This is a genomic window from Paracoccus sp. R86501, assembly GCF_042466435.1.
Classification (GTDB): Bacteria; Pseudomonadota; Alphaproteobacteria; order Rhodobacterales; family Rhodobacteraceae; genus Paracoccus.
Genome location: NZ_JAXHPZ010000001.1, coordinates 2,229,423 through 2,255,792, shown reverse-complemented (window position 1 = coordinate 2,255,792; position 26,370 = coordinate 2,229,423). Strand labels below are relative to the sequence as shown.

The 26,370-nt window shown below is 63.0% G+C and carries 23 protein-coding genes, 1 tRNA gene and 1 pseudogene; 10 read left to right on the top strand and 15 right to left on the bottom strand.

Annotated features, from left to right (window positions below):
* Positions 1 to 124: 124 nt before the first annotated feature.
* The 3 genes and pseudogenes from SJY40_RS10945 to SJY40_RS10935 form a co-directional block, all read right to left on the bottom strand.
* On the bottom strand, positions 125 to 583 hold the full coding sequence (locus tag SJY40_RS10945; protein WP_378946210.1) for a DUF305 domain-containing protein: 459 nt from the start codon (positions 581 to 583) through the stop codon (positions 125 to 127).
* A 47-nt stretch (positions 584 to 630) separates the two neighbouring features.
* Positions 631 to 1,446, bottom strand: coding sequence for a MauE/DoxX family redox-associated membrane protein (locus SJY40_RS10940; RefSeq protein WP_378948395.1), 816 nt, complete (start codon positions 1,444 to 1,446; stop codon positions 631 to 633).
* 28 nt (positions 1,447 to 1,474) lie between these two features.
* A pseudogene (locus tag SJY40_RS10935) lies at positions 1,475 to 1,939 on the bottom strand (DUF305 domain-containing protein).
* 199 nt (positions 1,940 to 2,138) lie between these two features.
* Between SJY40_RS10935 and SJY40_RS10930 the strand changes: the two are divergent.
* From SJY40_RS10930 to SJY40_RS10915, 4 genes are all read left to right on the top strand, one after another.
* Complete coding sequence (locus SJY40_RS10930; RefSeq protein WP_378946207.1) at positions 2,139 to 2,387, top strand: metal-sensitive transcriptional regulator; 249 nt, start codon at positions 2,139 to 2,141, stop codon at positions 2,385 to 2,387.
* 427 nt (positions 2,388 to 2,814) lie between these two features.
* Positions 2,815 to 3,909: a GSCFA domain-containing protein gene (locus SJY40_RS10925; protein WP_378946204.1), complete on the top strand. Its 1,095-nt coding sequence runs from the start codon at positions 2,815 to 2,817 to the stop codon at positions 3,907 to 3,909.
* Positions 3,893 to 4,636 carry a hypothetical protein gene (locus SJY40_RS10920; RefSeq protein ID WP_378946201.1) on the top strand — a complete coding sequence of 248 codons (744 nt, stop codon included), beginning with the start codon at positions 3,893 to 3,895 and terminating at the stop codon, positions 4,634 to 4,636. The genes SJY40_RS10925 and SJY40_RS10920 overlap by 17 nt, the downstream gene beginning before the upstream one ends.
* A gap of 640 nt (positions 4,637 to 5,276) precedes the next feature.
* On the top strand, positions 5,277 to 6,443 hold the full coding sequence (locus tag SJY40_RS10915) for a Hint domain-containing protein (RefSeq protein ID WP_378946198.1): 1,167 nt from the start codon (positions 5,277 to 5,279) through the stop codon (positions 6,441 to 6,443).
* 89 nt (positions 6,444 to 6,532) lie between these two features.
* On the opposite strand, the gene opgC is transcribed toward SJY40_RS10915, so the two are convergent.
* From opgC to SJY40_RS10875, 8 genes are all read right to left on the bottom strand, one after another.
* Positions 6,533 to 7,675 carry an OpgC domain-containing protein gene (gene opgC / locus SJY40_RS10910; RefSeq protein WP_378946196.1) on the bottom strand — a complete coding sequence of 381 codons (1,143 nt, stop codon included), beginning with the start codon at positions 7,673 to 7,675 and terminating at the stop codon, positions 6,533 to 6,535.
* A complete protein-coding gene (gene mdoH, locus SJY40_RS10905) occupies positions 7,672 to 9,765 on the bottom strand; it encodes a glucans biosynthesis glucosyltransferase MdoH (RefSeq protein WP_378946193.1) in 2,094 nt (697 codons plus the stop codon). The genes opgC and mdoH overlap by 4 nt, the downstream gene beginning before the upstream one ends.
* Positions 9,741 to 11,309: a glucan biosynthesis protein gene (locus tag SJY40_RS10900; RefSeq protein WP_378946190.1), complete on the bottom strand. Its 1,569-nt coding sequence runs from the start codon at positions 11,307 to 11,309 to the stop codon at positions 9,741 to 9,743. The genes mdoH and SJY40_RS10900 overlap by 25 nt, the downstream gene beginning before the upstream one ends.
* A 130-nt stretch (positions 11,310 to 11,439) precedes the next feature.
* Positions 11,440 to 13,686, bottom strand: coding sequence for a phosphoenolpyruvate--protein phosphotransferase (gene ptsP / locus SJY40_RS10895; protein ID WP_378946187.1), 2,247 nt, complete (start codon positions 13,684 to 13,686; stop codon positions 11,440 to 11,442).
* A gap of 67 nt (positions 13,687 to 13,753) precedes the next feature.
* Positions 13,754 to 15,010, bottom strand: coding sequence for an aspartate kinase (locus SJY40_RS10890; RefSeq protein ID WP_378946184.1), 1,257 nt, complete (start codon positions 15,008 to 15,010; stop codon positions 13,754 to 13,756).
* 84 nt (positions 15,011 to 15,094) lie between these two features.
* Positions 15,095 to 15,505 carry a DUF1178 family protein gene (locus SJY40_RS10885; protein WP_378946181.1) on the bottom strand — a complete coding sequence of 137 codons (411 nt, stop codon included), beginning with the start codon at positions 15,503 to 15,505 and terminating at the stop codon, positions 15,095 to 15,097.
* 35 nt (positions 15,506 to 15,540) lie between these two features.
* The gene (locus tag SJY40_RS10880; RefSeq protein ID WP_378946179.1) at positions 15,541 to 16,743 is read right to left on the bottom strand and encodes a 3-deoxy-D-manno-octulosonic acid transferase; all 1,203 of its coding nucleotides are present in this window, start codon (positions 16,741 to 16,743) and stop codon (positions 15,541 to 15,543) included.
* A gap of 27 nt (positions 16,744 to 16,770) precedes the next feature.
* Positions 16,771 to 16,844, bottom strand: a tRNA-Cys gene (locus SJY40_RS10875).
* A gap of 149 nt (positions 16,845 to 16,993) precedes the next feature.
* Between SJY40_RS10875 and SJY40_RS10870 the strand changes: the two genes are divergently transcribed.
* From SJY40_RS10870 to SJY40_RS10860, 3 genes are read left to right on the top strand one after another with little or no spacing between them, the layout of a single operon-like run.
* Positions 16,994 to 17,647, top strand: a complete 654-nt coding sequence (locus SJY40_RS10870; RefSeq protein WP_378946176.1) for a protein-L-isoaspartate O-methyltransferase — start codon at positions 16,994 to 16,996, stop codon at positions 17,645 to 17,647.
* A gap of 50 nt (positions 17,648 to 17,697) precedes the next feature.
* Positions 17,698 to 19,029: a TolC family outer membrane protein gene (locus SJY40_RS10865; protein ID WP_378948392.1), complete on the top strand. Its 1,332-nt coding sequence runs from the start codon at positions 17,698 to 17,700 to the stop codon at positions 19,027 to 19,029.
* Between the two features lie 23 nt (positions 19,030 to 19,052).
* Positions 19,053 to 19,592 (top strand): hypothetical protein, encoded by a 540-nt coding sequence (locus SJY40_RS10860; protein ID WP_378946173.1) that lies wholly within the window; start codon positions 19,053 to 19,055, stop codon positions 19,590 to 19,592.
* Positions 19,593 to 19,601: 9 nt separating this feature from the next.
* Here the strand turns inward: SJY40_RS10860 and SJY40_RS10855 are convergent, their stop codons facing one another.
* The 3 genes from SJY40_RS10855 to surE are packed head-to-tail and all read right to left on the bottom strand — an operon-like array spanning position 19,602 to position 22,216.
* Positions 19,602 to 20,708, bottom strand: coding sequence for a LysM peptidoglycan-binding domain-containing protein (locus SJY40_RS10855; RefSeq protein WP_378946170.1), 1,107 nt, complete (start codon positions 20,706 to 20,708; stop codon positions 19,602 to 19,604).
* A gap of 36 nt (positions 20,709 to 20,744) precedes the next feature.
* Positions 20,745 to 21,401: a protein-L-isoaspartate(D-aspartate) O-methyltransferase gene (locus SJY40_RS10850; protein ID WP_378946167.1), complete on the bottom strand. Its 657-nt coding sequence runs from the start codon at positions 21,399 to 21,401 to the stop codon at positions 20,745 to 20,747.
* On the bottom strand, positions 21,398 to 22,216 hold the full coding sequence (surE, locus tag SJY40_RS10845) for a 5'/3'-nucleotidase SurE (protein WP_378946165.1): 819 nt from the start codon (positions 22,214 to 22,216) through the stop codon (positions 21,398 to 21,400). Before surE ends, SJY40_RS10850 begins: the two co-directional genes overlap by 4 nt.
* A gap of 207 nt (positions 22,217 to 22,423) precedes the next feature.
* Here surE and SJY40_RS10840 point away from each other — a divergent pair, with 207 nt between their 5' ends.
* Both SJY40_RS10840 and SJY40_RS10835 read left to right on the top strand, forming a co-directional pair.
* Entirely contained in the window at positions 22,424 to 23,338 is a 915-nt protein-coding gene (locus SJY40_RS10840) for a sulfite exporter TauE/SafE family protein (RefSeq protein WP_378946162.1), read from the top strand.
* Positions 23,338 to 24,219 (top strand): TIGR02186 family protein, encoded by an 882-nt coding sequence (locus SJY40_RS10835; RefSeq protein ID WP_378946160.1) that lies wholly within the window; start codon positions 23,338 to 23,340, stop codon positions 24,217 to 24,219. Before SJY40_RS10840 ends, SJY40_RS10835 begins: the two co-directional genes overlap by 1 nt.
* A gap of 105 nt (positions 24,220 to 24,324) precedes the next feature.
* Here the strand turns inward: SJY40_RS10835 and SJY40_RS10830 are convergent, their stop codons facing one another.
* Complete coding sequence (locus tag SJY40_RS10830) at positions 24,325 to 25,281, bottom strand: L-malyl-CoA/beta-methylmalyl-CoA lyase (RefSeq protein ID WP_378946158.1); 957 nt, start codon at positions 25,279 to 25,281, stop codon at positions 24,325 to 24,327.
* Positions 25,282 to 25,448: 167 nt separating this feature from the next.
* Here SJY40_RS10830 and SJY40_RS10825 point away from each other — a divergent pair, with 167 nt between their 5' ends.
* A complete protein-coding gene (locus SJY40_RS10825) occupies positions 25,449 to 26,309 on the top strand; it encodes a D-amino-acid transaminase (RefSeq protein WP_378946156.1) in 861 nt (286 codons plus the stop codon).
* Positions 26,310 to 26,370 lie beyond the last annotated feature (61 nt).

Sequence of the window (26,370 nt, the reverse complement as noted above, 5' to 3'; positions counted from 1 at the left end):
GCTAAGCGGCACGAAGCATGAATTTATTGCGTTTGCGCCACTGGTCGTGTTGGCCAAAGAATTGTTCTTACGAAATACCTCAAAGAGATTGCTGCATGTCTTGAACCATGCAGCCAAACCCTTATCACTCGGCGTTCTCGACCAGCCAAGCGGCCATTTTCTCAATCTCACCAACCTGTGCGGCGATAATCTCTTCTGCGAGTTCGATCATCTGTGGGTCATCGCCATGCTCGAGCAGGACCTGCGCCATGTCGATTGCGCCTTGATGGTGGGCTATCATGGCACAGGCGAATGCCACATCGGCATCCTCATGCATAAGACCTTGTTCCATTGCCGGCATGGTGATTGCCATCCTGCGCATGTTTTCCTGCACATGCTCTGGCATTGAAGCTATATTGGTGCTCTCGGCCCCCGTATCGTCAGCCTGACCGCCGTGGGCCATTGCCGAATGATCCATTTCCCCTAATGCAGAGGCATTCGTGCATGGTTCGGGAAGTCGGAACCCGGCATCCTGCGCAAGGGCCGGTGCTGAAAGTGCAAATGCCGCAATGGCTGCTGCGAAGGCGGTCGTTGTCACGTTCATTTTAGAACTCTCCGGTTTTCATCAACAAAAAAATTGTGAGGCACGTTTCAGGCTAGGAACCACATCGCCAGCATCCAGAGACCCATGCCGAGCATGATCAGGTTCTCGCTAAGTGAAATGAAACCAAGCGGCACATTCGATCCGCCGCCAACACAGGCGCATTTCAGGTCACGCTTTTCGATATAGACTGCTTTGATGACGCTCACCGCACCGATGGTGCCGATGAAGATGCCAACCGGTGCCACCAGCCAGATCAAAGCGGAGCCAGAGCCGATCAGCGCCATCATGCCCACGCCCGCATAGAGTTCGGCGAAGGGATAGGCAAAGCCGTAGGGGACGTATTTCCGGGCCAGCAGATCGTAGCCGAGAAAGCCGTTCACGAAGCCCTCTACGTCCTGCAGCTTCTGAATCGCGAGAACGACCATCGAGGCGGCGAAAAACCACTTGAGGAACGTGAGGAATGGAAAGCCGTCGTAAAGGTTCATTACGATTGCAAGCGCCATCAACGCTGTGGCGGAAAAGATCGCGATGACGGGCGTATAGGTGGTCTCGTCCTTGCCCAGCACCTTATGCCCGAAATGTTTCTTCAGCTCGGTGTAGCCGCCGACCTGTTCGCCGTCGATGAAGGTGATTGGCGTTGTGGTAACGCCATGCGCTTGCTTGAAGGCATCCACTTCGTCGCGGGTCGTCAGCAGGTTGTCATCTACGGTGTAACCCTTGCGCTGCAGCATGGATTTGGATTTCAAGCCGAAAGGACAAAGATGGCGTGGCATGGCCATCCGATAGAGTGACGCGGTCCTTTCCGGGCCCTTGCTTTTGGCGCGGGCGGCCTTTGGGGCATCGATCATATTTTCAGTCGGCATGAGAAGTCCTCCGTTTATCTGCTGTGGGTCACTTGTATTGTTCATCGCGGGGGGTGCCGGCAGGCGCATCTCCATTCGCCTCGATATCCGCAATGTAGAGCTTCATTTCCGCAATTTCGGCGCGCTGCGCGTCGATGATCGCATCGGCGAGCGCCCGCATGCGGGGGTCAGAGATATTGGCGCGTTCACTGGTCAGGATCGCGATGGAGTGGTGTGGGATCATCGCTTTCATCTATGCCACATCGCTGACCGTCGCCTGTGACCGGACCAGCCCAAGGCCAAGTGCAAACGCGGCCAAGGCAACGACGAAGATCGCCACGTTCGCACGTCTGTTGGCATACATTCCCAGCATAAAGGCGAGCATGATGATCGCCATGATGCCCCCCATGTAGAGGGCCATCCACATGCGGGTCTGCGAGAAGAATACATGATCAAGCGAATAGGTATTAAGATACATCAGCCCGAACATCACGACCGTGGAAGTCATGATCATCGAAAGGAACCGTCCGTATCCGCCGCCCTTGCTGCCAGACCTATCGTGATGCGTCGCGCACGGATCCAATGTAATGTCGTCTCTCAGTGCCATCGCTTGCCTCGCTCATATACCCGTATGGGGTATATAACAAGGAAGTCGATGGCGGGTTCCAGAATGCGGGGAGACGCGACACGTGAAGGCAAATAAGGACAGGACGTTGGACCGGCTTTCCCGGCTGGAAGGACAGGTGCGCGGGGTCGCCGGTATGGTAGAGGCGGACCGCTACTGCATGGACATTCTGGCGCAGACGGCGGCAATCCGTTCTGCGATCCTTGGTGTCGAAAAGCTTATCCTGGAGAACCACGCAAAGCATTGCGTCGAAACCGCCATCCAAAGCGGTGACCCTAAAGAACAGCGCGCGAAGTTTGCCGAGCTGATTGGGCTACTGCAAAAGGCGTCGCGGTAAAGTATCCGGTCAGGCTACTTTGGACCCGCCAACAATAGTCATTTTTGAACGGCCCAATCCGAAACCAGACTTCAGGATAGATTTAACGAAGGGCGGCTAGGTCCGCTCTGCCGGTCCTCGCGTGTCCCATAGCGAAGGTCTGGTTTGCGTCGGAAATGCTTGGCATCTGGGTCGGAATTGCTTGGCACGGCCCACAGATGAAGTTCAGAAAAATCGCCGGGAAGAGTCGGAAATGCGCGGCATTTGACACCAAAACTTTCCGTCGCCGGATGAAAATTCGGGCAACCGGTGTCGATGTCGTCTTGGCGCGACAGGTGATGACCAAAATATATCCTTAAAGTTGTAGTGATCTTGAAACCGATCTGATCGCATGAAACTCTGTGAAACAAATTTCGCAACCGTGTCGGCACCAGATAAGGGTCACAGCATGTCCTCGGCAAATCCCTACAGCAGACTGCCCCGTCATGCCTATTGGCGGACCTCGGTCGCACGGGCGGCCAAGGCCGGAACGGTGCTGCCGGACCTCTGGCGGCCCAAGTTCGCGCTGACCCGCGAGGATCCGATCCTGACGGCGGGGTCCTGCTTTGCCCAGCATATCAGCCGTGCGCTTGTGCAGGCCGGTTTCACCTGGCGGCAGGCCGAACGTCCGCCGCATGGCCTGAACGACGCGACGGCCCGCGATTTCGGATATGGCATCTTTTCCTTCCGCACCGGCAATATCTATACGACGCGGATGCTGACCCAATTGCTGGGCTGGGCGCTGGACCCTGAGAGCCAAGATCAAGAAATCTGGGCGCAGGACGACGTCTATCTGGACCCGATCCGCCCGCAGATCGAACCCGGCGGCTTCGAGAGCGTCGAGGAGCTGTTCATGGCCCGCAAGGCCACGCTGATGGCCATCCGGCGGGGTGTGCAGGAAAGCAGCGTTTTCATCTTTACCCTTGGGCTGACCGAAGGGTGGGTGAACGACAACTCGGGGCTGTGCTATTCCTCCTGTCCCGGCACGATGGGTGGACAGTTCGACGCCAGCCTTCACCGTTTCGAGAACCTGCAGTATCCCGACATTCTGGCCGATCTGGAAAAGATCCGTGATCAGCTGCACCAGATCAACCCTGCCATGAGGATGCTGCTGACAGTATCGCCCGTTCCCTTGGCGGCCACGGCGATGGGGGGCAATCATGTCCTGACCGCGACGACCCATTCGAAATCGGTACTGCGCGCGGCTGCCGGACACTTCCAGTCGCTGTATCCGGACGTCGATTATTTCCCGTCATATGAAATCGTCACAAATCCCGGACTGGATCGGCAGATGTTCGAAGAGGATCGTCGTTCCGTCACGGCGGACGGTGTCAACTATGTCATGCAGCATTTTCTGCAGGGGCTGGGCATCGAAGGGGCCTCGACACCAGTAACCAACGCGCAGGACCATCGCATTCAGGATGCCGTCGCCAAGGCGACGGAAGCTCAGGACATCATCTGCGAAGAAATCGCATTGGACCGTTTTAATGAAGACCGTGATTGAGGCTGCGCTGGTCGGTGATTCACACGCGTCGGTCATGATCAAAAGCGGCGAAGCCAAGGGGCTGGAGTTCAAACGCGCGATTGCCGCCGCCGCGCCCAATTTTATCGGCGCCGAGTTCACCACTGACGACGACGGCAAGACCCGGTTCCAGATTTCACAACAGCGCCGGGACGACACGGTTTTCGGTGCCGACCGGACCGAGCGTTTCGCCCGCAAGGCGGCCAAGCTGGACGTGCTGTTCCGTCAGGCGTTCGATCTGAACCTGCCCATCTATGCGAATGTCGGAATGACGGCGATCCATTTCGTCAGGGATGTCACGACCGCGGCGCAGGCCAATGGGCAGGACGGCACATTGATCTCGGCCAGGATCGCGCGTGCCGCCGCCGAGGATTACATCGCGGGATACCTGCGTTTCTATCGGACCTTGGTGCATAAGGCGCCGATGGTGACCTGCGTGTTCGGCCCGACCCGTTTCCTGCCCGAAAACCGTCATATCTGGATGGCCCATGACAGGGTGATCAGCGAACACCTGACCGGAATGGGCATCCGCATTCTGGATCTGCGCGAACAGTTCGGAGACGATCAGCTGCTTTTGGATCGCCGCTACTATAAGGACCCGGGCGATGATCTGGTCCATGCCAATGATCAATGGGGCCTTGAGGTGATCGAGGCCATTCGCACGGATCTGGCCCGAATGGCTGATTCTGCCATGGCTTTTCAAGATTGAATGCATCGCCGAGCAAGTGATTCGGTCCGTATTTCGGCGGAAGAAGGGTCTTTTGCCTCATGCAAAAGATCTATGCTGCCATATATTCAGGCAGGCTCTCTTTATGTGCAGTGTTAATATTGCCGAATAATATAAGGCGCAATGACGATTAAACGTTAATGTATTCAACGTGATGTTTAAATCATCAAAACCTGATGGTGTAAATATATAGCCTTCTCGCTTTTAAGTTGAAGATATTTCCCGTTCAGACAAATTAATCATATTAACATTAATACTTTGGAACCAACCGCAACGTTGAACGGCAAGTTTGCTAAGGCTATGCTGTGTGCATGGGTTTTTGCGGTTTGATCGGAACTGAACCCGGTTGGTGCCGCGAAGATTGACGGATGATGATGGTTAAACGCGTTGTTTCCGGATCGGAGATACGCGACGGCGTCAACGGGTCTGCGGTGCGGATTCGAATAGCTGGTACTCGGACGCATGATGACATCATCCAAGTTATACGGGCCTGAGCGGGCGGATATTCCGCCCGAATAAGCGCAAGAAAAACGACGGTCTTTCATCGTGCATTCCCCAAGGACGTTTCCTGGGGCCGGACCCTTGATGTCTGGATTCATGTTCTGAATATCTGGAGGTAAAGATGGCATTTTTGACAGAAGCACCCGCCGGCCTTGTCAACACCGGCACGATCAGTGCTCCGATCCTGGATTTTCCGGCCAGCAGTGTGCTGAACAACCTTGGGTCCAGTGATCTGATCGATAGCTACAACGTGCAGGACGATACTTTGGGGCCGAATGTGGTCGTGGCGGGTGATTTTCTGGCGCCGGTGGTCGCAGGGACGCCGATACCCGGTACCTACCTTGGGTCGGGTGAACTGACGACATTGGCGATTGACCTAAACTTGATTGTCGCATCGGTCAGCGTAAAATTGAAACCGATCGCGGTCAACTATTTCCAGCGGGACGATGGCACCATCTTCGTCATCAGCGACGGAGAGATCTCGGATGCCGATCTGACCTTCGAGGTCACGACGACTACTTTTTTAACTGGATCCATAACAGCCGATGTGAACCTTTCGGGGCTGGATGCCGTAACCGGCGGCTTGCTGACCAACATTCTGGACACGGCGCTGATCCAATACGCCTTCGATGCCAACGGTCAGCTGACGCTGGATAATGCCGAGATCGATATCGTCTGTTTTGCCCGGGGGACCATGATCCGGACGATCCATGGCGATGTCGCGATCCAAGACCTTGCCGTGGGCGATATGATCGTAACCCGCGACGACGGCGCGCAGCCTTTGCGCTGGATCGGGTCGCAGCGACTGGATGCGATCGATCTGGCCGCGCACCCCCGCCTGACGCCGATCCGCATCCGTGCGGGGGCCTTGGGCGATGGCATGCCGCAGCGTGATCTGGTCGTATCGCCGCAGCACCGGGTGCTTGTGCGTTCAAAGATCGCGCAACGGATGTTCGGCGCGGATGAGCTGTTGCTGGCGGCCAAGCAGTTGCTGGCGCTGGAAGGGTTCGAGCTGGCGGATGATCTGGATCAGGTCGAATATTTCCACATCATGTTCGACCGTCACCAGGTGATCATGTCGAATGGTGCGCCGACCGAGTCACTCTATTGCGGTGCGCAGGCGTTGCAGATGGTCGGACCGGCGGCGCGGCAAGAGTTGCTGTCGCTGTTCCCGCAGCTTGCTGAAGACGACATGCAGGCCGAACCCGCCCGTGCCATCCCGCATGACAAGCGCGTCCGCAAACTGGCCCAACGGCATCAGGATCACGCCCGCGTGCTGTATCAGTAGGTGTCTCAGGCTCACGGGCCAAGCTCACGGGATGACATGAAAGGACCCTGCGCCGATGGTGCAGGGTCCTTTTGCGTTCATGGGGGCTGTCAGGCCGACACGGGTGGCGCGCTGCGACGTGACTTGCAGGCGCGCTGCCATGGCGCGCCATATTCCAGCCAGATAACCGATGCCCACCAGAGCGTCAGGCAGGCCCAAAGGTCGATGGCGAACCTGAGCCAGGCCGATTTGTCTTCGGGGTTCATCTGGAAGGCATCGCCCGACACCGACAGCAGCACGCAGATGGCAAAGGACCACAACCCGCCGCGCCCGATCTGCTGAAAGGCCACGCCCAGTCTGGTCGCCGAAAACCACTCCATCGGGCGGGCGAATGGCACCGCGACCAGCCAGGCGGCCGCGACGATGGCCAGATAGCGGGTACCGTCCAGGTTCCACTTGTCAACCTCGCCGTAAAGCGCCTTCATCGCGGCACGCAGGGCAAGGGCGGGTTCGCCGATCCGTGCGGCAATGACGATGGTGCAGCCAAAGACGAACATGCCAAGCGCGATGACTGTCAGGATGTGCCGATAGGGCCGCAGGCGGGGCATCATCTGTTGGCGGAAAAGCCCCATCGCCGTGCCGGTAAAGAACAGCATCTGCCAGCCGAAGGGGTTGAACAGGAATCCGTTGCGATTGCCGAAGGTCGGAATCAGGGCGTTCAGCTGCGGCGCGAACCACCACATGACGACCGATCCGATCGCCACCACCAAGGGCCAGCGCATCATCAGCGGCACCACCGCGATCGACGACGCAATCAGCACGACATAAACTGCCAGCACGTCGATGATATTGGGCTGCAGCCACATCGACCCGACGCCCGCGACATAAAACAGCGGGTTCTCCACGATCCAGATGGCGTATTGGTTCCAGATGGCGGTATGGGGCCGCCCCGACGCCCAGAGGACCGCCGACAGCGCAGCCATGACCAGCGCGCCCAGTATCATGGCGCGCCAGACCTCGAAGCTGCGGCGGGCAAAGCGGCGGCGGGCGGCGGGGCGACCCTCTTTAGCCTCGACGCTGCGCCAGACCATGCCGACCAGAAAGCCGGACAGCAGGACGAACAGCTCGGAGGCGTCGAAGATCGAGAAATTGGGCAGGGTGACAGACCGCAGGACCGACAGCGGCATGTGGTTCACCATGATGCTGACGAGGGCATAGCCGCGCAGCATATCAAGCGTGATCAGGCGTTTCATGCGGGTAGGCTGCTCCAACGGGTCAGCAGGGCAGGGTCCAGGACCATGGCATCTGTTTCGCTGCGGTCCATGTCGTCCAGCGCCTGACCGCGGGTCGCGGCATGGGCGATCTTGGCCTCGGCGGTGATGCGGGCAAGGCGCAGGCCACGCGGTTGGCTGTCAGGAAGGCTGTCCAGCATGGCGATGTGACGGTGCATGGATTGCGGATCGGCCGCAAGGCGTTGCAGGCTGTCGCGCCCGGTCACGGGTGCCGGCAGGCGGCGGGTGATGGCGGCGGCCTCGGTCAGGATGGCGGGGGGATTGCGTTCCTCGGGGGTCAGCAGCAGGCCGCGCATCCGGGCCCAACGGCCGAACAGCGGACTGGCCGACAGACGCGAGGTCAGCGGTGACAGGATCAACCCCGCCAAAATGGGCGACAGCCAGATCAGCTGCTCGGGCGAGAATGTGGCAAGAACGATCAGCGTGCCCAGACCCAGAACCACATGCGCCCAGTGATGGCGCAGCACGACGCCCCAGCCCGGCATGTGACCGGCACGGACCTGCGCGTTCCAGCCGCTGTCACGGCCACTGAGGATCTCGAAGATCTGGCGGGTCTGCACCAGCATCTGCACCGGCGCGATCAGGGCCGAAAGCGTCGTTTCGAACAGGGCACTGGCCAGCACGCGCTTGCGACCACCGGCCTGCTGGGCCAGGGGCCTTGAAAAGGCCCGGAAGGTCGCGATCAGTTTGGGCAGCAACAGCAGCGTCATGGCAGCGATGAACAGCCACAGCATGCGCTGGCTGTCGAAAACTGGCCATTCGGGGAACAGCTGATAGGAGTTCGGGAAATATTCGGGCGTCGACAGCAGCACCGTCGCCGACAGCACCAGACCGACAAGGATCAGCGCCAGCCACAGTGGGCTCATCAGAAAGCCCATGATGCCGATGAAGAAATGCGCCCGGCTTATGCCGCGCAGGCCACGCATGCCGAACAGGCGGCTATGCTGCAGGTTGCCCTGCGCCCAACGGCGTTCGCGGGCGGCCATGTCCAGAAGCGTCGGCGGGCAGCCTTCGAAGCTGCCGCGCAGGTCGTGGTCCAGACGCACCTTCCAGCCGGCGCGGCACATGGCCGCGGCCTCGACGAAGTCATGCGACAGAATGGTGCCACCAAAGGGCGGCTTGCCCGACAGGCGGGGCAGACCACAAGCCTGCACGAAGGCCTCGATCCGGATCATCGCGTTGTGACCCCAATAGTTGCCGGTATCGCCCGACCACGCCGACACGCCGCGGGCGATCATCGGCCCATAGACCCGGCCCGCGAATTGCGTCAGCCGCGCAAAGATCGTTTCGCCGCCAACCAGCATCGGCATGGTCTGGATCAGACCCATGCGCGGATCGGCGTTCATGCGCGCCGACATGTGGCGGACCGTGTCGCCCGCGATGACACTGTCGGCATCCAGCACGACCATCTGGTCGTAGCGGCCACCCCAGTTCCGCACGAATTCGGCGACGTTGCCGGATTTGCGGTCTTCGTTGGACAGGCGGCGGCGGTACCAGATCGGCAGGGGCGACATCTGTCGGGCCTGATGCACCACCAGCGTCTCATTCACCGCAATTTCAGGGTCGCGCGTGTCCGACAGGATGAAGATCTCGGTCCGGTCGGCCATGCCCTCGGCCTGCAACTGGTTGGCAAGTGCGACCAGCAGGCCGGTGCTGACAGCGACATCTTCGTGATAGATAGGCATCACGATGACAACGCGGGCATCGTTCGGGCCCTCGGGGGTCGTCAGCCGCGGCGCGAACAGCCCCGCCAGCACGCCGCAGAAGGAAAAGCCGACCCATGCAAATGTGGGCGTGAACAGCACCAGCAATGCGATCTGCATGGCGGTCGGATCATCGCCGAAGGCGGTCAGCATCTGGGTAAAGCCGATGATGGCAATGACCAGTGCGCCGCCGAAGGTCAGCAGTCGCGCCATCCATGTGCGCAGGTCGTTCATCTGGCGGGCGGGGCCACCCTTGGGCATGGCCTTGAAATCCTGCACGGGCATCTGCAGGGGGGCCAGGGGCGGGACGCTGGGGGTCACGTTCATGCCGTCCAACGGGTCAACCATGTTTCGCTGAGGGCGACGCCGTCCTCGGTGGTCAGCTTGGCCTGAAGTTCGGCGACCTGTTCACGGCCCGGTTCGAATTCAAAGGCCAGTCGCAGGACGTTCTGTTCGGCCAACGGCTTGATATAGGCATGGACGATCCGCCCGGTCGAGGCCTGGACCTGGAACTGGGGCAGGGTTTCGCGGAACAGGCCCAGATCGAAGTCGATGATGAAGCTGCGCGTGGTTTCCACGTTGATCGATCGTCCCGACCGCACCTGACGGACCTTGGCCAGCGGCAGATCGCTGGGGGGCAGGGCGGCAAACGACAGGCGATAGCGGTATTCGTGTCGCTGTCCGCGCACCAATGGCTCTTTGGGGGCCCAATAGCTGACGATATTGTCGTTGAATTCGTTTTCCACGGGGATCTCGACCAAACGGACCTCGCCCTCGCCCCAGTCACCTTCGGGCTGGATCCAGGCCGAGGGGCGCATGTGATACATCGCCTCGGCATCCTGATAGGTTTCAAAGTCGCGGGCGCGCTGCACCAACCCGAACCCCTTGGGGTCCTTGTCCACAAATCCGGAAATCTGTAGCGTTCGCGGCGCCATCAGCCCGCGCCACAGCGACTGGTCGGCGCCGGTCTGCATCTGCAGCCCGTCGCTGTCGTGGCAGGCGGGGCGATAATCGTTGACCGAGCGGCGACTGGCCGGGCTGAACCAGAACATCGAGGTCAGCGGCGCGATGCCGGTTTCACGCAGGTCGATCCGCGGGAACAGCGCCATGCGCGTGCGCACCATGGTCACCGCGCCGGGGGTCACGTCGAACTGGAAGGCGGCGCTGGCCGATTTGCTGTCCAGCACCGCGTGGATGCGCACGGTATCGGCATGGGTCTCGGGTTCATGGATCCAGAAATCCGTGAACAGCGGGAATTCCTCGCCATCGGGGCTGCCGGTCTTGATGGCAAGGCCGCGCGCCGACAGACCATAAAGCGTATTGCGCGCCACGGCCCGGAAATAGCTGGCCCCCTGGAAGACCAGAAACTCGTCCATGACGCCGGGGCGGTTCAGGAAGGTGCGCACGCGGAAGCCCGACCAGCCCATGTTGCCAACCGTTTCCAGATCGGGGCCATCGGGGAATTGCGCGGGGTCGAAGTCCAGCATGGACGGGTCGAAGGGGATCGGCTGGGGCATGCCGCCGCGCACCAGATTGATGTTGACCGGCTCATAGAAGATCATGCCGGGCGACAGCAGGTCGATGCCGAAACGGTCGCTGCCGGCCCAGGGGTCGCGGTCGCGCTTGAAGCGGATGCCACGATACTTGTCGTAATTCAGGTCCGCAAAGCTGCCGACCAGCTGCGAGACGGGCTGTTCATAGACCCGCGTCGCACGATCCTCGGCGATCTTGGCCACGGTTTCAAAGCTGAAAGCCTCGGGCTTGGCAGGGCCGAAGGCCTGGGCATCCTTGGCAGGATCGCCCTTGGTGTCCTGGGCTTGCGCCGGGACCGCCATCAGCGACCCGCCGGCAGCCATCGCGGTGGCAGCATTCAGAAATTGACGACGCTTCATATCGGGGGATATCTCAAGAAAACCGTGTGATCATAGGGTGCATGCGCGATTGCGGCAAGCATCAGCAAGTCCGGCGCGACGTATCGGCTGATACGCGCCATCTGGGCAACCCGCAAAACTGCGGTTTGGTTCACTGTTTAGCCAGCCATGCGGTGACCGGGCCACGCACGCTGTTCAATCCTTGGGCTTCTGCCTCGGCAATGACCTGTTGCAGTTCGGTGATGGACACCCGGCGGATCAGATGCTTGACCGGCCCGATGGAGGCGGGGCGCATCGACAGCCGCCGGATGCCAAGGGCGGCAAAGGTCAGCGCCTCGATCGGGCGGCCCGCGTCTTCGCCGCAGAAGGACACGGGCACGCGAGCCTCTTCGCATCGGGCAATGATCTGGCGCAGCAGGGCCAGGAAGGACACGTTCAGCGTATCGTAACGGCGACGCACCCGTTCGTTTTCGCGGTCTGCCGCGAAGAAGAACTGCTTTAGATCGTTGCCGCCGATGGACACGAAATCGCACATCTCGAAAAAGCGCTTGGGTGCGAAGGCCAGCGATGGCGTTTCCAGCATGGCACCCACGCGGATGTCGGTGGGCATGTCATGGCCAAGCCGCTGTTCGCGGGCCAGTTCCTGCATCAGGATGCGGTGGGCAGCCTCGTATTCGGTGATGTCGGCGACAAAGGGGAACATCACGTGCAAAGGCCGGCCCACGGATGCGCGGATCAGCGCCTGCAGCTGCATCCGCAACACGCCGCGCTTGTCCAGACCGACGCGGATCGCCCGCCAGCCCATCGCCGGGTTGGGTTCGTCCTGCGGCTTCATATAGGGCAGGACCTTGTCCGATCCTATGTCCAGCGTGCGGAACATGATCGGCTTGCCTTGGGCATTGTCCATGACGCGACCGTAAAGCCCCGCCAGTTCGGCCCGCCGCGGCACATGGTTGCGGATCAGGAACTGCAATTCGGTCCGGAACAGCCCCACGCCTTCCGCGCCCGACCCTTCCAGCGAGGGCAGGTCGGCCATCAGACCGGCGTTCATGTACATCTGCACCGTAGTGCCGCAGGTGCCGGTGGCGGGCAGATTGCGCAGGCTGGCATAGCGGTCCTGCGCCTCGGCCTGCATGGCGATCTTGTCCTGGAACGCCTTGGCCACCAATTCTTCGGGGCGCAGGTGGACGATGCCCTGATCGCCGTCGATCAGGATGGGATCGCCGTTCAGCGCCTCGGTCGTGATGCGGGTGGCGTGGATGACCAGCGGAATCGCCAGCGCACGGGCCACGATGGCCGCATGGCTGCCGACCGAGCCTTCTTCCAGCACGACCCCCTTCAGGCGGCGGCCGTATTCCAGCAGTTCCGCAGGGCCGATATTGCGGGCGACCAGAATCGGATTGTCGGGGATTTCCGCGCCGGTATCGCTGCCTTGGCCGGTCAGAATGCGCAGAAGGCGGTTCGACAGGTCGTCCAGATCGTGCAGCCGATCGCGCAGATAGGGATCGGCGGCCATTTCCAGACGGGCACGGGCGGCGGATTGTTCCTTTTCGACAGCGGCTTCGGCGGACAGGCCAAGGCGGATATCCTCGGCCATGCGTTTCAGCCAGCTGCGCGAATGGGCGAACATGCGGTATGTTTCCAGAACGGCGGTATGTTCGCCGTCGCCGTCCATGTCGGCGGCCGCCACCATCGTATCGACGCGGCTGCGCAGCTTTTCGACGCCCTCATGCAGGCGGGCCAGTTCGGTTTCCGGATCGTCGCCAACGGGGTTGGCGATGACGACGCGGGGTTCGTGCAGCCAGACGCAGCCTTCGGCGGCACCTTCCTGACCGGTCGCGCCACGGATCATTAAAGGGAAGCGATGCGCCAGCGGCATGCTGTCGGCATTGCTGCCCTGGAATGCGCCCAACTCGGTCATTTCGGCCAGAACCATGGCGACGACTTCCAAGCCATAGACCTCGTCCTCGGTGAACTGGCGGGCGGTCGAACATTGCACGACCAGCACCCCGAGCCGTTCACCGACGCGTTGGATCGGGACGCCCAGGAAGGCGGGGAAGACCTCTTCGCCGGTTTCGGGCATGAAGCGGAAACCCGCGGCCGAGGGTGCATCGGCGGTGTTCACATGCCGACCGGTGCGGGCGACGCGTCCCACAAGGCCCTCGCCAAGACGCAGGCGGGTCTGGTGGACGGCTTCGGGGCGCAGACCTTCGGTCGCGCAAAGCTCCAGCGTGTCGGCATCGCGGAACAGATAGATGGAACAGACCTGCGTCCCCATCGAATTGGCGATGTGGTGGGTGATCTGGTCCAGCCGGTCCTGCCCGCCACCGGCCGCAGCAAGAATTTCCTTCAGCCGCCTCAGCAGCTTGCGCGAGTCGCTGTCCGTGCGATCCTGCATCGCATGTCCGCCTTGTGCCTTGCGCATCAGCCCCGCCCGAACGGGCGAGGCCCCAGTCGAACCGGCCTTATGCCTGTTCCAATTCAAAGGCATCATGCAGTGCCTGCACGGCCAGTTCCATATATTTACGGTCGATCAGCACCGAAATCTTGATTTCGGAGGTGGCGATGACCTTGATGTTGACGTTGTCATCAGCCAGCGCCTTGAACATGCGGGCGGCGACGCCCGTGTGGCTGCGCATGCCGATGCCGACAACGCTGACCTTGGCGACCTCGGTATCGATGTTCAGGTCGTCATAGCTGATGGTGCCGGCCGCGCGGGCCTCTTCCATGGCCTTCTTGGCGCGTTCCACTTGGTTGATCGGAACCGAGAAGGTCATGTCGGTCACCGAACCCGGGTGATCGTCGTAATCCTTTTCCGAGATGTTCTGGACGATCATGTCCACGTTCACGCCCGCATCGGCCAGGGGCGCGAAGATCGCGGCAGAGATGCCGGGGCGGTCCTCGACCGTGACCAAGGTGATCTTGGCTTCGTCGCGCGACGAGGCGATGCCATTAACGACTTTCGATTCCATGATTTCATCCTCATCGCAGATCAGCGTGCCCGAAGTGTCATCCGTTTCCTCGAACGAGGAAAGGACGCGCAGGCGGACTTTGTAACGCATGGCCAGTTCGACCGAACGGGTCTGCAGCACCTTGGCACCAAGACTGGCCAGCTCCAACATCTCTTCGAAGGCGATGCGGTCCAGCTTGCGGGCCTTGGATGTGATGCGCGGGTCGGTCGTATAGACGCCGTTAACATCGGTATAGATGTCGCAACGCTCGGCCCCGAAAGCGGCGGCAAAGGCCACGGCGGTCGTGTCGCTGCCACCACGGCCAAGCGTGGTGATGCGGCCATCGGGCGCGACGCCCTGGAAACCGGCAACCACCGCGACCTTGAAGCCCTCGGCGAACTTCTGGTCAAGGTTGTCGCGCGGAATGTCCACGAAACGGGCGGCGGAATGCGCGGCGGTCGTGTTGATCGGCACCTGCCAGCCCTGCCAGCTGCGCGCCGGAACGCCCATCTCCTGCAGGGTCAGCGACATCAGACCGGCGGTCACATTCTCGCCCGAGCTGACGATGGCATCGTATTCGCGCGCATCGAACAGCGGAGAGGTCTGTTCGACCCATCCCACCAGTTCGTTGGTCTTGCCCGACATCGCGCTGACGATGACGATGACGTCATAACCACGCTCGACCTCGCGCTGCACCTTGCGGGCGGCGTTCTTAATCCGGTCCAGATCGGCCACAGACGTGCCGCCGAATTTCATCACCAGAAGCGGCATATTCGGGCCCCCAGCCAAAGGTTGTTTGTCGGCGGGGCTTGTATGGGTGGAAAGACGAAAGGGCAAGGCCCAGTTCGCGCAAGATCAGTTCGCCTTCTGGCGCGGCACGAAGGGCAGGGGGGCGATGGGGACGCCGTCCTCGATCAGCTTGCGGGCGTCTTCGATGCGGGCCTCGCCGTGGATGGCCCGTTCGGGGGCGCTGCCCTGATGCATGGCGCGGGCCTCGGACACGAAGTTGCTGCCGACGTAATCCGAGGTTTTCTCGACATGCTGGCGCAGCTTGTCCAGCGCGGTTTCCGCCGGGGCGCCGGTCGGGCGTGGTGCGGTGGTGGTCTCGGATACGGCGGGGGCCATCAGCGTCTTGTCGACATCGGTCGATCCGCAGGTGGTGCAGGTTACCTGACCGGCCGCGCGCATGGCATCATAGCCGTCCGACGACCGGAACCAGCTGTCGAAAACATGCCCGTTGGCGCAGCGCAGAGCATAGCGGATCATCGCGAAGCCTTTTTTGTCATGCAGTCTATATCGGGTCAGGCGGGCCGCTGTGCAAGTTCGGCCAGCGCGGCGACAAGTCCCGCCGGATCGCCTGCCCGCGTCATCAGCAGCTGTCGCGCTGCCCCGCCCATACGCTGTGCCCGGGCCGGATCTTGGGCCAGACGCAGGATCTGGTCGGCCATATCGTCGGCGGTTACGGCGCTTGCCGCCCCCGCCGCCTGCAAAGCGCCAAGGGATTCAAAGAAATTGCCGATATGGGGACCGTGCAGCAGCGCGCAGGCCCTTGCCGCGGGTTCCCAAGGCGTGTGACCGCCGTGATCCTGCAGCGATCCGCCGATGATGCAGATGCCCGCCGCCGCATACCAACGCGGCATCTCGCCCAAAGTATCAGCCAGCAGAACGCCACCGGCGGGGGGTAGATCGGCCCCGGCGCTGCGGCGCAGGACCGGCAGGCCGCGCGCGGAAATCAGGGCTGCAATGGCGTCGCCCCGGTCGGGATGGCGTGGTGCCAGAATCAGTCGCAGATCGGGGCATCGGGCCTGCGCCGCCTGGAAGGCATCGAGAATGGGTGCGTCTTCGCCGTCATGGGTCGATGCCGCCAGCAGCGTCGTTTCCCGCATCGTGTCATGGGCGGGGATGGGCACCGAGGCCGGATCAAGCAGCTTGAGGTCCAGCCGTGGCAACAGCGCCGAGGTCGGCAGCCCAAGCGTCAGCAGGCGCGCCTCGCTGGCCTGATCCTGGGCCGACAGCGCGTCGATGCGGCCCAGCATGGGCCGGATGATGCGCGGGAATCGCCCCCAGGTTCCGGCGGAACGCTCGGACAGGCGTGCTCCGATCAGCGCCTGCGCAACGCCGCGTTCGGACAGCAGGCGCGACCGCAGGGGCCAGAACTCGGCCTCGATGCTGATGGCAAGGCGGGGACGGCAGGCGTTCAGGAACCGCTCCAATGATCCGGGCAGGTCCAGCGGTGCCAGAATCGCGGGCAATCCCCAGCCGGCGGCCAGATCGCGGCCGGTTTCGCTGTTGGCGGTGATCTGCACCGAATGGTGTTGTGCCAGCAGTTCGATCACCCGTCGCGCGGATGTCAGTTCACCCACCGACGCGCCATGCACCCAGATGTCGGCGGGGCGGGGCTGGGGGCCGCAGGCCAGACGTTCGCGCAGGCTTTCGGAACCGCCCAGACCGGCGCGCAACCGCAGCGCGGCTTCTGCGATGCGGGTCGTTGCGGCATATATCATGGGAAGCACCCTCGGCTGGGGTCGAAGTGGAGGTGGGTACCGGAATCGAACCGGTCTTCACGGATTTGCAATCCGGTGCGTAACCTCTCCGCCAACCCACCGCCGTCGAGAGTGGGCATGGCTTAATGGATTGCTGCGGCCCTTGCAAGACGCGATCTGGATCATGCTGCAACGCGTCATGTCCGGCGTTGCCCAGATCGCCCAAACATGGCAATAAGCGGTCAAAGAGGTCGAGCAGAGGTTCCCCGACATGAGCGATTTCGCCGCCCGGCGCACGATGATGGTGGACACGCAGGTCCGTCCCAGTGATGTCACCAAATTTCCGGTGATCGATGCGATGCTGGACATCCCGCGTGAGGAGTTCGTCCCCGCCAGCCGCCGCGCCGTCGCCTATTCGGGCGAAAATCTGGACATCGGCAATGGCCGCGTCCTGCTGGAGCCGCGCACCCTGGCCAAGATGGTCGATGCGCTGGATATCCAGCCGAACGAACTGGTGCTGAATCTGGGCTGCGGCTATGGCTATTCGGCCGCCGTCGTGTCGCGCATGGCCGAAGCCGTCGTCGCCATCGAGGACAGCGAGGAACTGGCCGCCGAAGCCGAGGCCCGCCTTTCTGCCGCCGGCATGCACAACGTCGCGGTCCTTCGGGCCGATCTGACCGAAGGTGCGCCCAAGCAGGGACCCTACGACGTGATTCTGATCGAAGGCGCTGTCGAGGAGGTTCCGCCCGCCATTCTGGACCAGCTGCGCGACGGTGGCCGCATCGCCGCGCTGTTCCGCGAGGGCAATCTGGGTGTCGCCCGCATCGGGCACCGGCTGAATGGACGGGTCACCTGGCGTTATTCCTTCAATGCGAATGCGCCCATGCTGCCGGGCTTTGAACGCGTACGCGGATTTTCGTTGTGAGGTCGCTGGCCCGCCTTGCAGGTGTCGCGCTGTTGGGTCTGGCTGCGGCCATGCCTGCGCGGGCTGAATCGCTGGCCGACACGATGGTCGCGGCCTATCGCCACTCGGCGCTGATCGATCAGAATCGCGCCGTGCTGCGGGCCGCCGATGAAGATGTCGCCGCGGCCGTCGCGGCCCTTCGGCCGGTGGTCGAATGGGTGGCCCAATATGGCGCGGCCCGCGACGAAGGTTCCACGACCCGCCGTTCGACCTCGCTCAGCATCGATGCGTCGCTGACGCTTTATGATTTCGGGCGTTCGCAGCTGGCCATCGACGGTGCCAAGGAGACGGTGCTGGCCACGCGTCAGGCGCTGGTGGCAATCGAACAGCAGGTGTTGCTGGACGCGGCGCTGGCCTATTTCAACGTCCGTGAGGCCATCCAGCAGGTCGCATTGCAGCAGAACTCGGTCGAGGTTCTGTCGCGTGAACGACAGGCCGCGCAGGACCGCTTCGACGTCGGCGAGATTACCGTGACCGATGTCGCGCTGGCTGATGCCCAGCTGGCCGCAACCCGCGCCAGCCTTGCTGCCGCGAACGGCGATCTTGAGATTCAGCGCGAGGGATATCTGGCCGCGACCGGCAAGCTGCCCGGTACGCTGTCCGCCCCGCCGCCGCTGCCCAAACTGCCCGCCAACCTGAACGAGGCGCGCGCCATCGCGCAGCGCAGCCACCCCTCGGTCCTGCAGTCGCAGCGTCAGGCCGCTGCTGCCGAAATCAGCGTGGCTGCCGCCGCTGCCGAACGCAACCCGACGCTCTCGGGGACGGCCAGCGTCGGTGTCAGCCGTCAGCCGCAAACGGCATTGAACGGGAATTACGGCAGCACGAACAGCGCCAGCGTCGGGTTGCGTCTGGATCAGACGATCTATTCCGGTGGCAGGCTGTCGGCATCGCACCGCAAGGCGATGGCGCAGCGCGATCAGGCACGCTCGTCGCTGCTGAACACCTCGCGGCAGGTCAGCCAGAGCGTCGGGGAAACCTGGGCCAACATCGCCGTGGCGCGTGCGCAGATCACCGCGATCGCGCAGCAGATCAGTGCGGCGCAGCAGGCATATGATGGCGTGCGCGAGGAAGCCCTGCTGGGTGCCCGCACGACGCTGGACGTGCTGGACGCGGAACAATCGCTGCTGGAGGCGCGGGCCGACCGGATCACGGCGGAATCCAACCTGCAGTTAGCTCATTATCAACTTCTGGCTGCTATGGGTCTGTTGACGGTAGAAAACCTGAAACTGGGAATTCCGACCTATGACCCATCGCAATACTACAATGCCGTGCGCAATGCGCCGGCCACCAGCAAGCAGGGCGAAAGCCTTGATCGCGTGCTGCGCGCCATCGGCCGCAACTGATACGCTGACCGGCGGTTTGCAGCATGGCTAGGCCGCGCCGCAAACCCGCCCCGGTCCCCGCGCTGCGCCTGTCGCGCAAACGCCGCAGCAATCGTTCCACCCGTGCCCAGATCACGCCGCCGCCCAGCGACGCCATGCGTCTGCGGGCCGAGATCGGCAGCACGGTCCGCAGCATCCGCGACATGATCGACGCCGACGCATCGGTGCTGTTGGCGCCGGATGTGGTGGTCGCATCCAAGGCCCCAAGACGCCCTATGCTGATCCGTATCTGGCAGGCATTCAGGACACCTGTTCCGGTCCGGCCGGAGCCGATGGCGGCGGCGCAGCCCGATCCGGTGATCGATGCCGTATCTGTCCCGCAGGAACCGGCCCCGCTGCCGCCTCCTTCGGCGGAGGATGTGGCGCGGATCGTCATGGGGCATCCGGACCTGCAGAACCAGCTGCATGCCGCCGTCCAACAGCAGCTGGAGGGTGAGATGGGGCAGAAATTCTCGGCCAACCTGCGGGCGGTCATCCGTGCGCAGGTGGCGATGGCGGTCGAGGATCAGATGATCGACATCTGAGCGATGGCCTCAGTTCAGCATCTTTTCGGGATCGACGCTCTCAAAGCCGCGGCGGACCTCGAAGTGGACAAAGCCGTCGTCGCCCGCCTTGCCAAGGTTCTGGCCCGCGCTGACGCTGTCGCCCTTGGCGACATTCACGCCCTCTAGTCCAGTATAGACCGTCATCAGGTCGCCGTCGTGCCGGACCACGATGATCGGAACGCCCGAAGTGTCGCGCGTGATCGCCGCTACGCTGCCTGCGCCTGCCGCCGTGACCGGCGTTCCTGTCGGGGCGGCGATGTCGATGCCGTCATTGCGACCCTTTTCATAGACGCGGATGATCGACCCCGCGACCGGCATCCGCAACGGACCCCCACCCGAGGCGGCAGTCCGGGTCGAGCCGAGATCCGTCGTCGGTGCCTTGGGTGCGGGATCGGATGCAGGCGCGGTCGTTTCGTCGGGCAGCGGCGTCGCGGCCGAAGGGGGCTTGGGGGTCGGGCTGCCGGTGCCCGGCACGGTGGTCGCCAACACATCGGGTTTTTCGCCGGGCTTCGGCACGATCAGCCTTTGACCGATGCGCAGCTCCATATTGGCAGGCAGGCCGTTCCACGATGCCAGATCCTGCACCGTCACATCGTATTTGCGGGCGATGGACCAAGCGGTCTCACCCGAGGCGACGATATGTTCGGATGGGGTCTGCGGCGACAGGGTGGCAGTTTGGGTCTTGGTGCCCTTGGCAAAGGGGTCGGTGACGATGGCCGCAATGCCGCCGGGTTTCGCCACGGTGCCGGGGGCCACCTTGGTGGGCAGGACCAGAACCGCGCCGCCGCGCAGGCGGGCGTCGGCGGGCAGCGCGTTATGTGCCGCCAACTGCGACGCATCCAGCCCAAGGCGCGCAGCGACCGAAGCCGGCGTATCACCGGCCTGCGCGACCGCGACCTGCCCGTTGGCAAAGGTGATGACGCCGCGATTGTCGGCCTGCGGGCGGGGGGCTGCCTGGGCTGCGGCAGGTGCGGTATCAAGCCCGCCCTTCATCCAGCCACGCAGATCGGGATCAAAGCCGCCTTGGGTCCCGCAGGATGCCAGCGCGAGTGATGCGATCAGGCCTCCTGCGACGCGAAACGAGCCATTGTTCATGATGATATCCTCAGCCTGCCTGTAATCGGCCGGGGGTCATGTCTGGCCCAACCCCTCGACCAGCGGAACGAACCGGACCTGCCGCAATTCGTCGTAATCAAAGCCGGTTTCGGACCGGCTGACGCGGATCAATGTCTGGACCGCGTCCGACTGACCGACGGGCACCACCATGATACCGCCGATCTTCAGCTGTGCCAACAAGGGACCGGGCGGATCTTCGGCGGCGGCGGTCACAAGAATGCGGTCGAACGGCGCCTGATCGGGCAGGCCCCGCGACCCGTCGCCGACCTGGGCGATGATGTTATAGAGGCCCAGCTGGTGGAAGATGGCTTCGGCTTCCTGCACAAGGCGGCGGTGGCGGTCCACGGTATAGACGCGGCGGCACAGCCCCGACAGGATCGCCGCCTGATAGCCCGAGCCGGTGCCGACCTCCAGCACGGTGTCGCGGGGGCCGATGGCCAAGGCCTGCGTCATCAGGCCGACCACAGATGGCTGGCTGATCGTCTGGCCGCAGGGGATGGGCAGGGGGGTGTCCTCATAGGCGCGGTCGGCGAACTGACCGCGCACGAACAGCCCGCGGTCGATCCCCTCCATCGCCTCCAGCACGCGGGGATCGGTGACGCCCCGAGACCGCAGCTGGAACAGGAAGCGCATCTTGCGCTCGGCCGGGCTGTCTTCGGGCTCGTCGTTCATTCGGCAGCCTCGCCGGGAAGGGTCAGGTCGTTCAGCGCAGCCCCCAGATCGGCCAGCGAATCATGGCAGGTCAGATCGGCGCGCATCGGGGTGACCGAGACATAGCCCTCCAGGTTCACCGCGACATCGGTGCCGTCCTGCGCGGGTGCCTGCTGCGATCCGCCCGCGACCCACATGAAGCGGCGTCCGTTCGGTGCCGTCTGCGGGACGACGCCAAAGCGGGTGCCGTGACGCTTGCCCTGTCGCGCGACGCGGATGCCCTGCACATCGGCGGCGGCGACGGGCGGGAAGTTGATGTTGTAGAACAGCCGGAAATCCGCATCCGAGGTCCAGTCACCATGATCCAGCAACCGCTGGATCACCGCTGCCCCATGCAGCCGCGAGGATTCGAAGGGATCGGCCAGTTTCGCGGTCTGCGGTCCCAGATATTGCGACAGGGCGATGGCGGGCAGGCCTTGCAGGGCGGCTTCCATCGCGCCGCCGATCGTGCCGGAATACATCGCGTTCTCGCCTGCGTTATTGCCGCGGTTGACGCCCGACAGCACCAGATCGGGCAGGGCGTCTGCCATGATGTCGCCCACGGCTGCCAAGACGCAATCGGCGGGGCTGCCCTCGGCGGCAAAGCGGCGGGGGGCAAGTTCGGCGATCATGGTGGGGTGGGCATAGCTGATGCAATGGCCGACGCCCGATTGTTCGAACGCGGGGGCCACGGTCCAGACCTGACCATCGGGGCCCGCCAGCTGCGTCGCGATCTGATGCAGCACCTCAAGCCCCGGTGCGTTGATGCCGTCGTCATTGGTGATGAGAATACGCATCCTGCCCCCTTGCGATCAGGCCCTGCATGTTCCGGCACCGGCAAGTTTCAGCCGGCGCACGCGGATTTGACCTTGTCTTTGCTTAGCCGCCGCATGGGCGCGCTTCAACCCGAACATGCGCAACCGTGACCGCGCGGGACGTAAAGCGGTTTGACCTGACATGCGGGGCGTAGCATGCTTGCCCTAACGAAACGGACCGCGACGCGTATGCAGATATACCTTCCCATCGCCGAGGTCTCGGTCAATGCCTTCACCTTGATGGGGCTTGGCGGCCTTGTCGGCGTCATGAGCGGCCTGTTCGGCGTCGGTGGCGGGTTCCTGATCACGCCACTGCTGTTCTTCATCGGCATCCCCCCGACCATCGCCGTGGCCACCGGCGCCAATCAGGTCGTCGCATCATCCGTGTCGGGCGTCCTGGCGCATATGAAGCGCAAGACCGTCGATTTCCGGATGGGGGGCGTCTTGCTGGCGGGCGGTCTGATCGGGTCGGGTCTGGGCGTGCTGGTCTTCAACATCCTGCAGCGGCTGGGCCAGGTCGAGCTGGTCGTCCAGCTGTGCTATGTCGTCTTCCTAGGTCTGATCGGCGGGATGATGCTGCAGGAAAGCCTGCGCGCCCTGCGCCGTGCCCGTCACCCCACAGGACGCAGGCGTCTGCATCAGCACAATTGGGTCCACCGCCTGCCGTTCAAGATGAAGTTCCGGACCTCGGGGCTGTATATCAGCGTCATTCCGCCCCTGCTGGTCGGGGTCGCCGTAGGGGTGCTGGCGGCAATCATGGGGGTCGGTGGCGGCTTCATCATGGTGCCCGCGATGATCTATCTGCTGGGGATGCCGACCAAGGTGGTCGTGGGGACGTCGTTGTTCCAGATCACCTTCGTGACCGCCTTTACGACGCTGATGCATGCGGTCAGCTATAACACCGTCGATGTGATGCTGGCGCTGCTCTTGATCATCGGGGGGGTCATCGGGGCGCAGATCGGCACGACGCTGGGGGCGAAGCTGCGGGCGGAACAGCTGCGCATCCTGCTTGCGCTGCTGGTGCTGGCCGTCTGCGCCAAGCTGGCGCTGGACCTGTTCCTGACACCCGAGGATATCTATTCCATCGTGACGCGGGCGCGCTGATGACCAGACATGCATGGATCGCCGCCCTGTTTATCACGCTGCTGCTGCCAGCCGCGGTCGCGGCGCAATCGCGCGGGTCGCTGGTGCCGCAGGATGAAACGACGGTAGATTACCCGCTGTTCCCCGATCCGGGCCGCCCGCGCAGTGCCGTTCCCGAAAACGAGGACAGCCCGGCCGAACAGGTCGTTGCGGGGCTGTCCGACAGTTCCGTTGCCATCACCACCAGCTTTGACGGGTCCGAGATCCTGATCTATGGCGCCGTCCGCCGCGAGGTTCCCATCCCCGATGGCCAGCTGGATGTGATCGTCACGATCGAGGCGCCTTCGCAGCCCATGACCATCTGGCGCAAGCAGCGGCGTTTCGGCATCTGGGTCAACACCGAGCGGGTCGAGGTCGGGGCGGCGCCCAGCTATTACGCCGTCGCCAGCACGGGGCCGTTGGACCAGATCCTGCTGCCGGGGTGGGACAGCCGCTATCGCATTTCCCTGCCGCAGGCCCTGCGTGCCTTCGAGGGTGCCCCCGAGGTTGCCGATGCCCCGGCCTTCACGCAGGCGATGGTGCGTCTGCGCCAGAAGGACGGCCATTTCCGGCTGGACGAAGGCGGGATCGAGCTGGCCGAGGACACGCTGTTCCGCGCCGACATCCGCCTGCCCGCCAACCTGCTGGAGGGTGACTACAAGACCCGCATCTTCCTGCTGCGCGACGGTCAGGTGATCGACGTCCACCGCGCCGCCATCGAGGTCCGCAAGGTCGGTCTGGAACGCTGGTTGTACAATCTGGCCTTCGATCAGCCACTGATCTATGGGCTGATGTCGCTGGCGGTCGCCGTCTTCGCGGGCTGGGGTGCCTCGGCCGGGTTCCGCAAGCTGCGGCGGGGCTGATCAGCGCGCCTGAAATGCGACAGGCCCTGCGACGGTGCGCAGGGCCTGCTCCTCCCCCTTGGTGCGGTCCCGACCCCTCCACTGGTCCGGTCCGCGGGGTGTTCCTTAGCCTGCGATCAGCTCGGCCTGACGGACGATGACCTCGGCCTGTTTGATCGAGGCGATATCGACCAGACGTCCCTTGTACACGGTCGCACCCGCGCCGTCTCGTTTTGCTTGCTCCATTGCGGCAAGAATTTCGCGGGCCTCGGTAATGGCGGCCTCGTCGGGCGAAAAGACGGTATTGCACAGCGCGATCTGGCTGGGGTGGATGGCCCATTTGCCGACCATGCCAAGCGTCGCGGACCGGCGTGCCTGCGCGACGAACCCGTCCTGATCGCTGAAATCGCCATAGGGACCGTCAACCGGCAGCAGCCCATGCGTCCGGCAGGCGGCGACGATGGCCGTCTGCGCCCAATGCCAGGGATCGGGCCAGTATTTCTGGCCGTCGCGCACCATATAGTAATTTTCCTGCGTCCCGCCGATGCCGGTCGTAGCCATTCCCATGGATGCGGCGAAATCGGCGGCGCCGAGGCTGATGGCCTGCATGCGCGGGGATGCGGCGGCGATTTCCTCGACATGACAGATACCGGCGGCTGATTCGATGATCACCTCGAAGGCGATGGGCCTGGTCCGGCCCTTGGCGCGTTCGACGGCGGTGACCAGCGCATCCACGGCATAGATGTCGGATGCGTTCCCGACCTTTGGGATCATGATCTGGTCCAGCCGGTCACCCGCCTGTTCCAGCAGATCGACCACGTCGCGATACCAGTATGGCGTGTCCAGCCCATTGATCCGCACCGACAGTGTCTTGTCGCCCCAATCCACATCGCCGATCGCCTGAATGATGTTGGAACGCGCGCGGTCCTTGTCATCGGGGGCGACCGAATCCTCGAGGTCGAGGTTGATGACATCGGCAGCTGACTTTGCCATCTTCTCGAACAGCGCTTCGCGGGATCCGGGGCCGAAAAGCTGGCAGCGGTTCAGGCGGGCGGGGGGCAGCGGTTGGGAACGAAAGCTCATGCGCGGGTCCAGTTCGGAAAGATTCGGGCCTGAGTTGGTAATAATCTTTCGCTGCGGTTGCATCAAGAAGTTTTCCTGCACCGCGGCATGAAAGGCCGATCCGCTTGACGGGCAGGCCGGTTTGGGCGCAGGACGACCGCCATAATGCGACGCCTCAGGAGGATCAGATGACGCGGACGGTTTATGTGAATGGCGATTATGTGGCCGAGGATCAGGCGACGGTTTCGGTCTTTGATCGCGGCTTCCTGATGGCCGACGGCGTCTATGAGGTCGTCAGCGTCCTTGGCGGCAAGTTGATCGATTTCGACGGCCATATGGTACGCCTGAAGCGGTCGCTGTCGGAACTGGCCATCACCAACCCGCTGGAAGATGCCGCCTATCTGGACGCGCATCGCAAGCTGATCGCGGAAAACGGCATCACAGACGGGATGATCTATCTGCAGGTCACGCGCGGCAATCCGGGCGATCGCGATTTCGCCTATCCGCCCGCCGACACGGTGCCGACGGTGGTGATGTTCACGCAATCCAAGCCCGGCCTGGCCGATGCACCCGCCGCCAAGACCGGCTGGAAGGTAATTAGCGTCGAGGACCTGCGTTGGGGACGCCGCGACATCAAGACGGTGCAGCTGCTGTACCCGTCGATGGCCAAGATGGAGGCAAAGGCACGCGGTGCCGATGATGCATGGATGGTCGAGGATGGCCGCGTGACTGAAGGCACCAGCAACAACGCCTATATCGTCAAGAATGGCACCATCATCACCCGCGAACTGAGCCATGACATCCTGCACGGCATCACCCGCGCCGCCGTCCTGCGTTTCGCCGCGGAAGCGCAGATGAAGGTCGAGGAGCGGTCCTTCACGATTGCCGAGGCGCAGGAGGCGGATGAGGCCTTCGTGACCTCTGCCTCGGCCTTCGTGATGCCGGTGGTGCAGATCGACGGTGCGACGGTCGGCGACGGGTCGGTCGGCCCGGTCGCGGCGCGCCTGCGCGAGATCTATCTGGAAGAGACGATGAAGACCGCGATCTGATCGGGCGTCTGATTTGCGTCCCGCGACGCCGGGGGGCTTGCCGCCCCCCCGGACCCCCCGC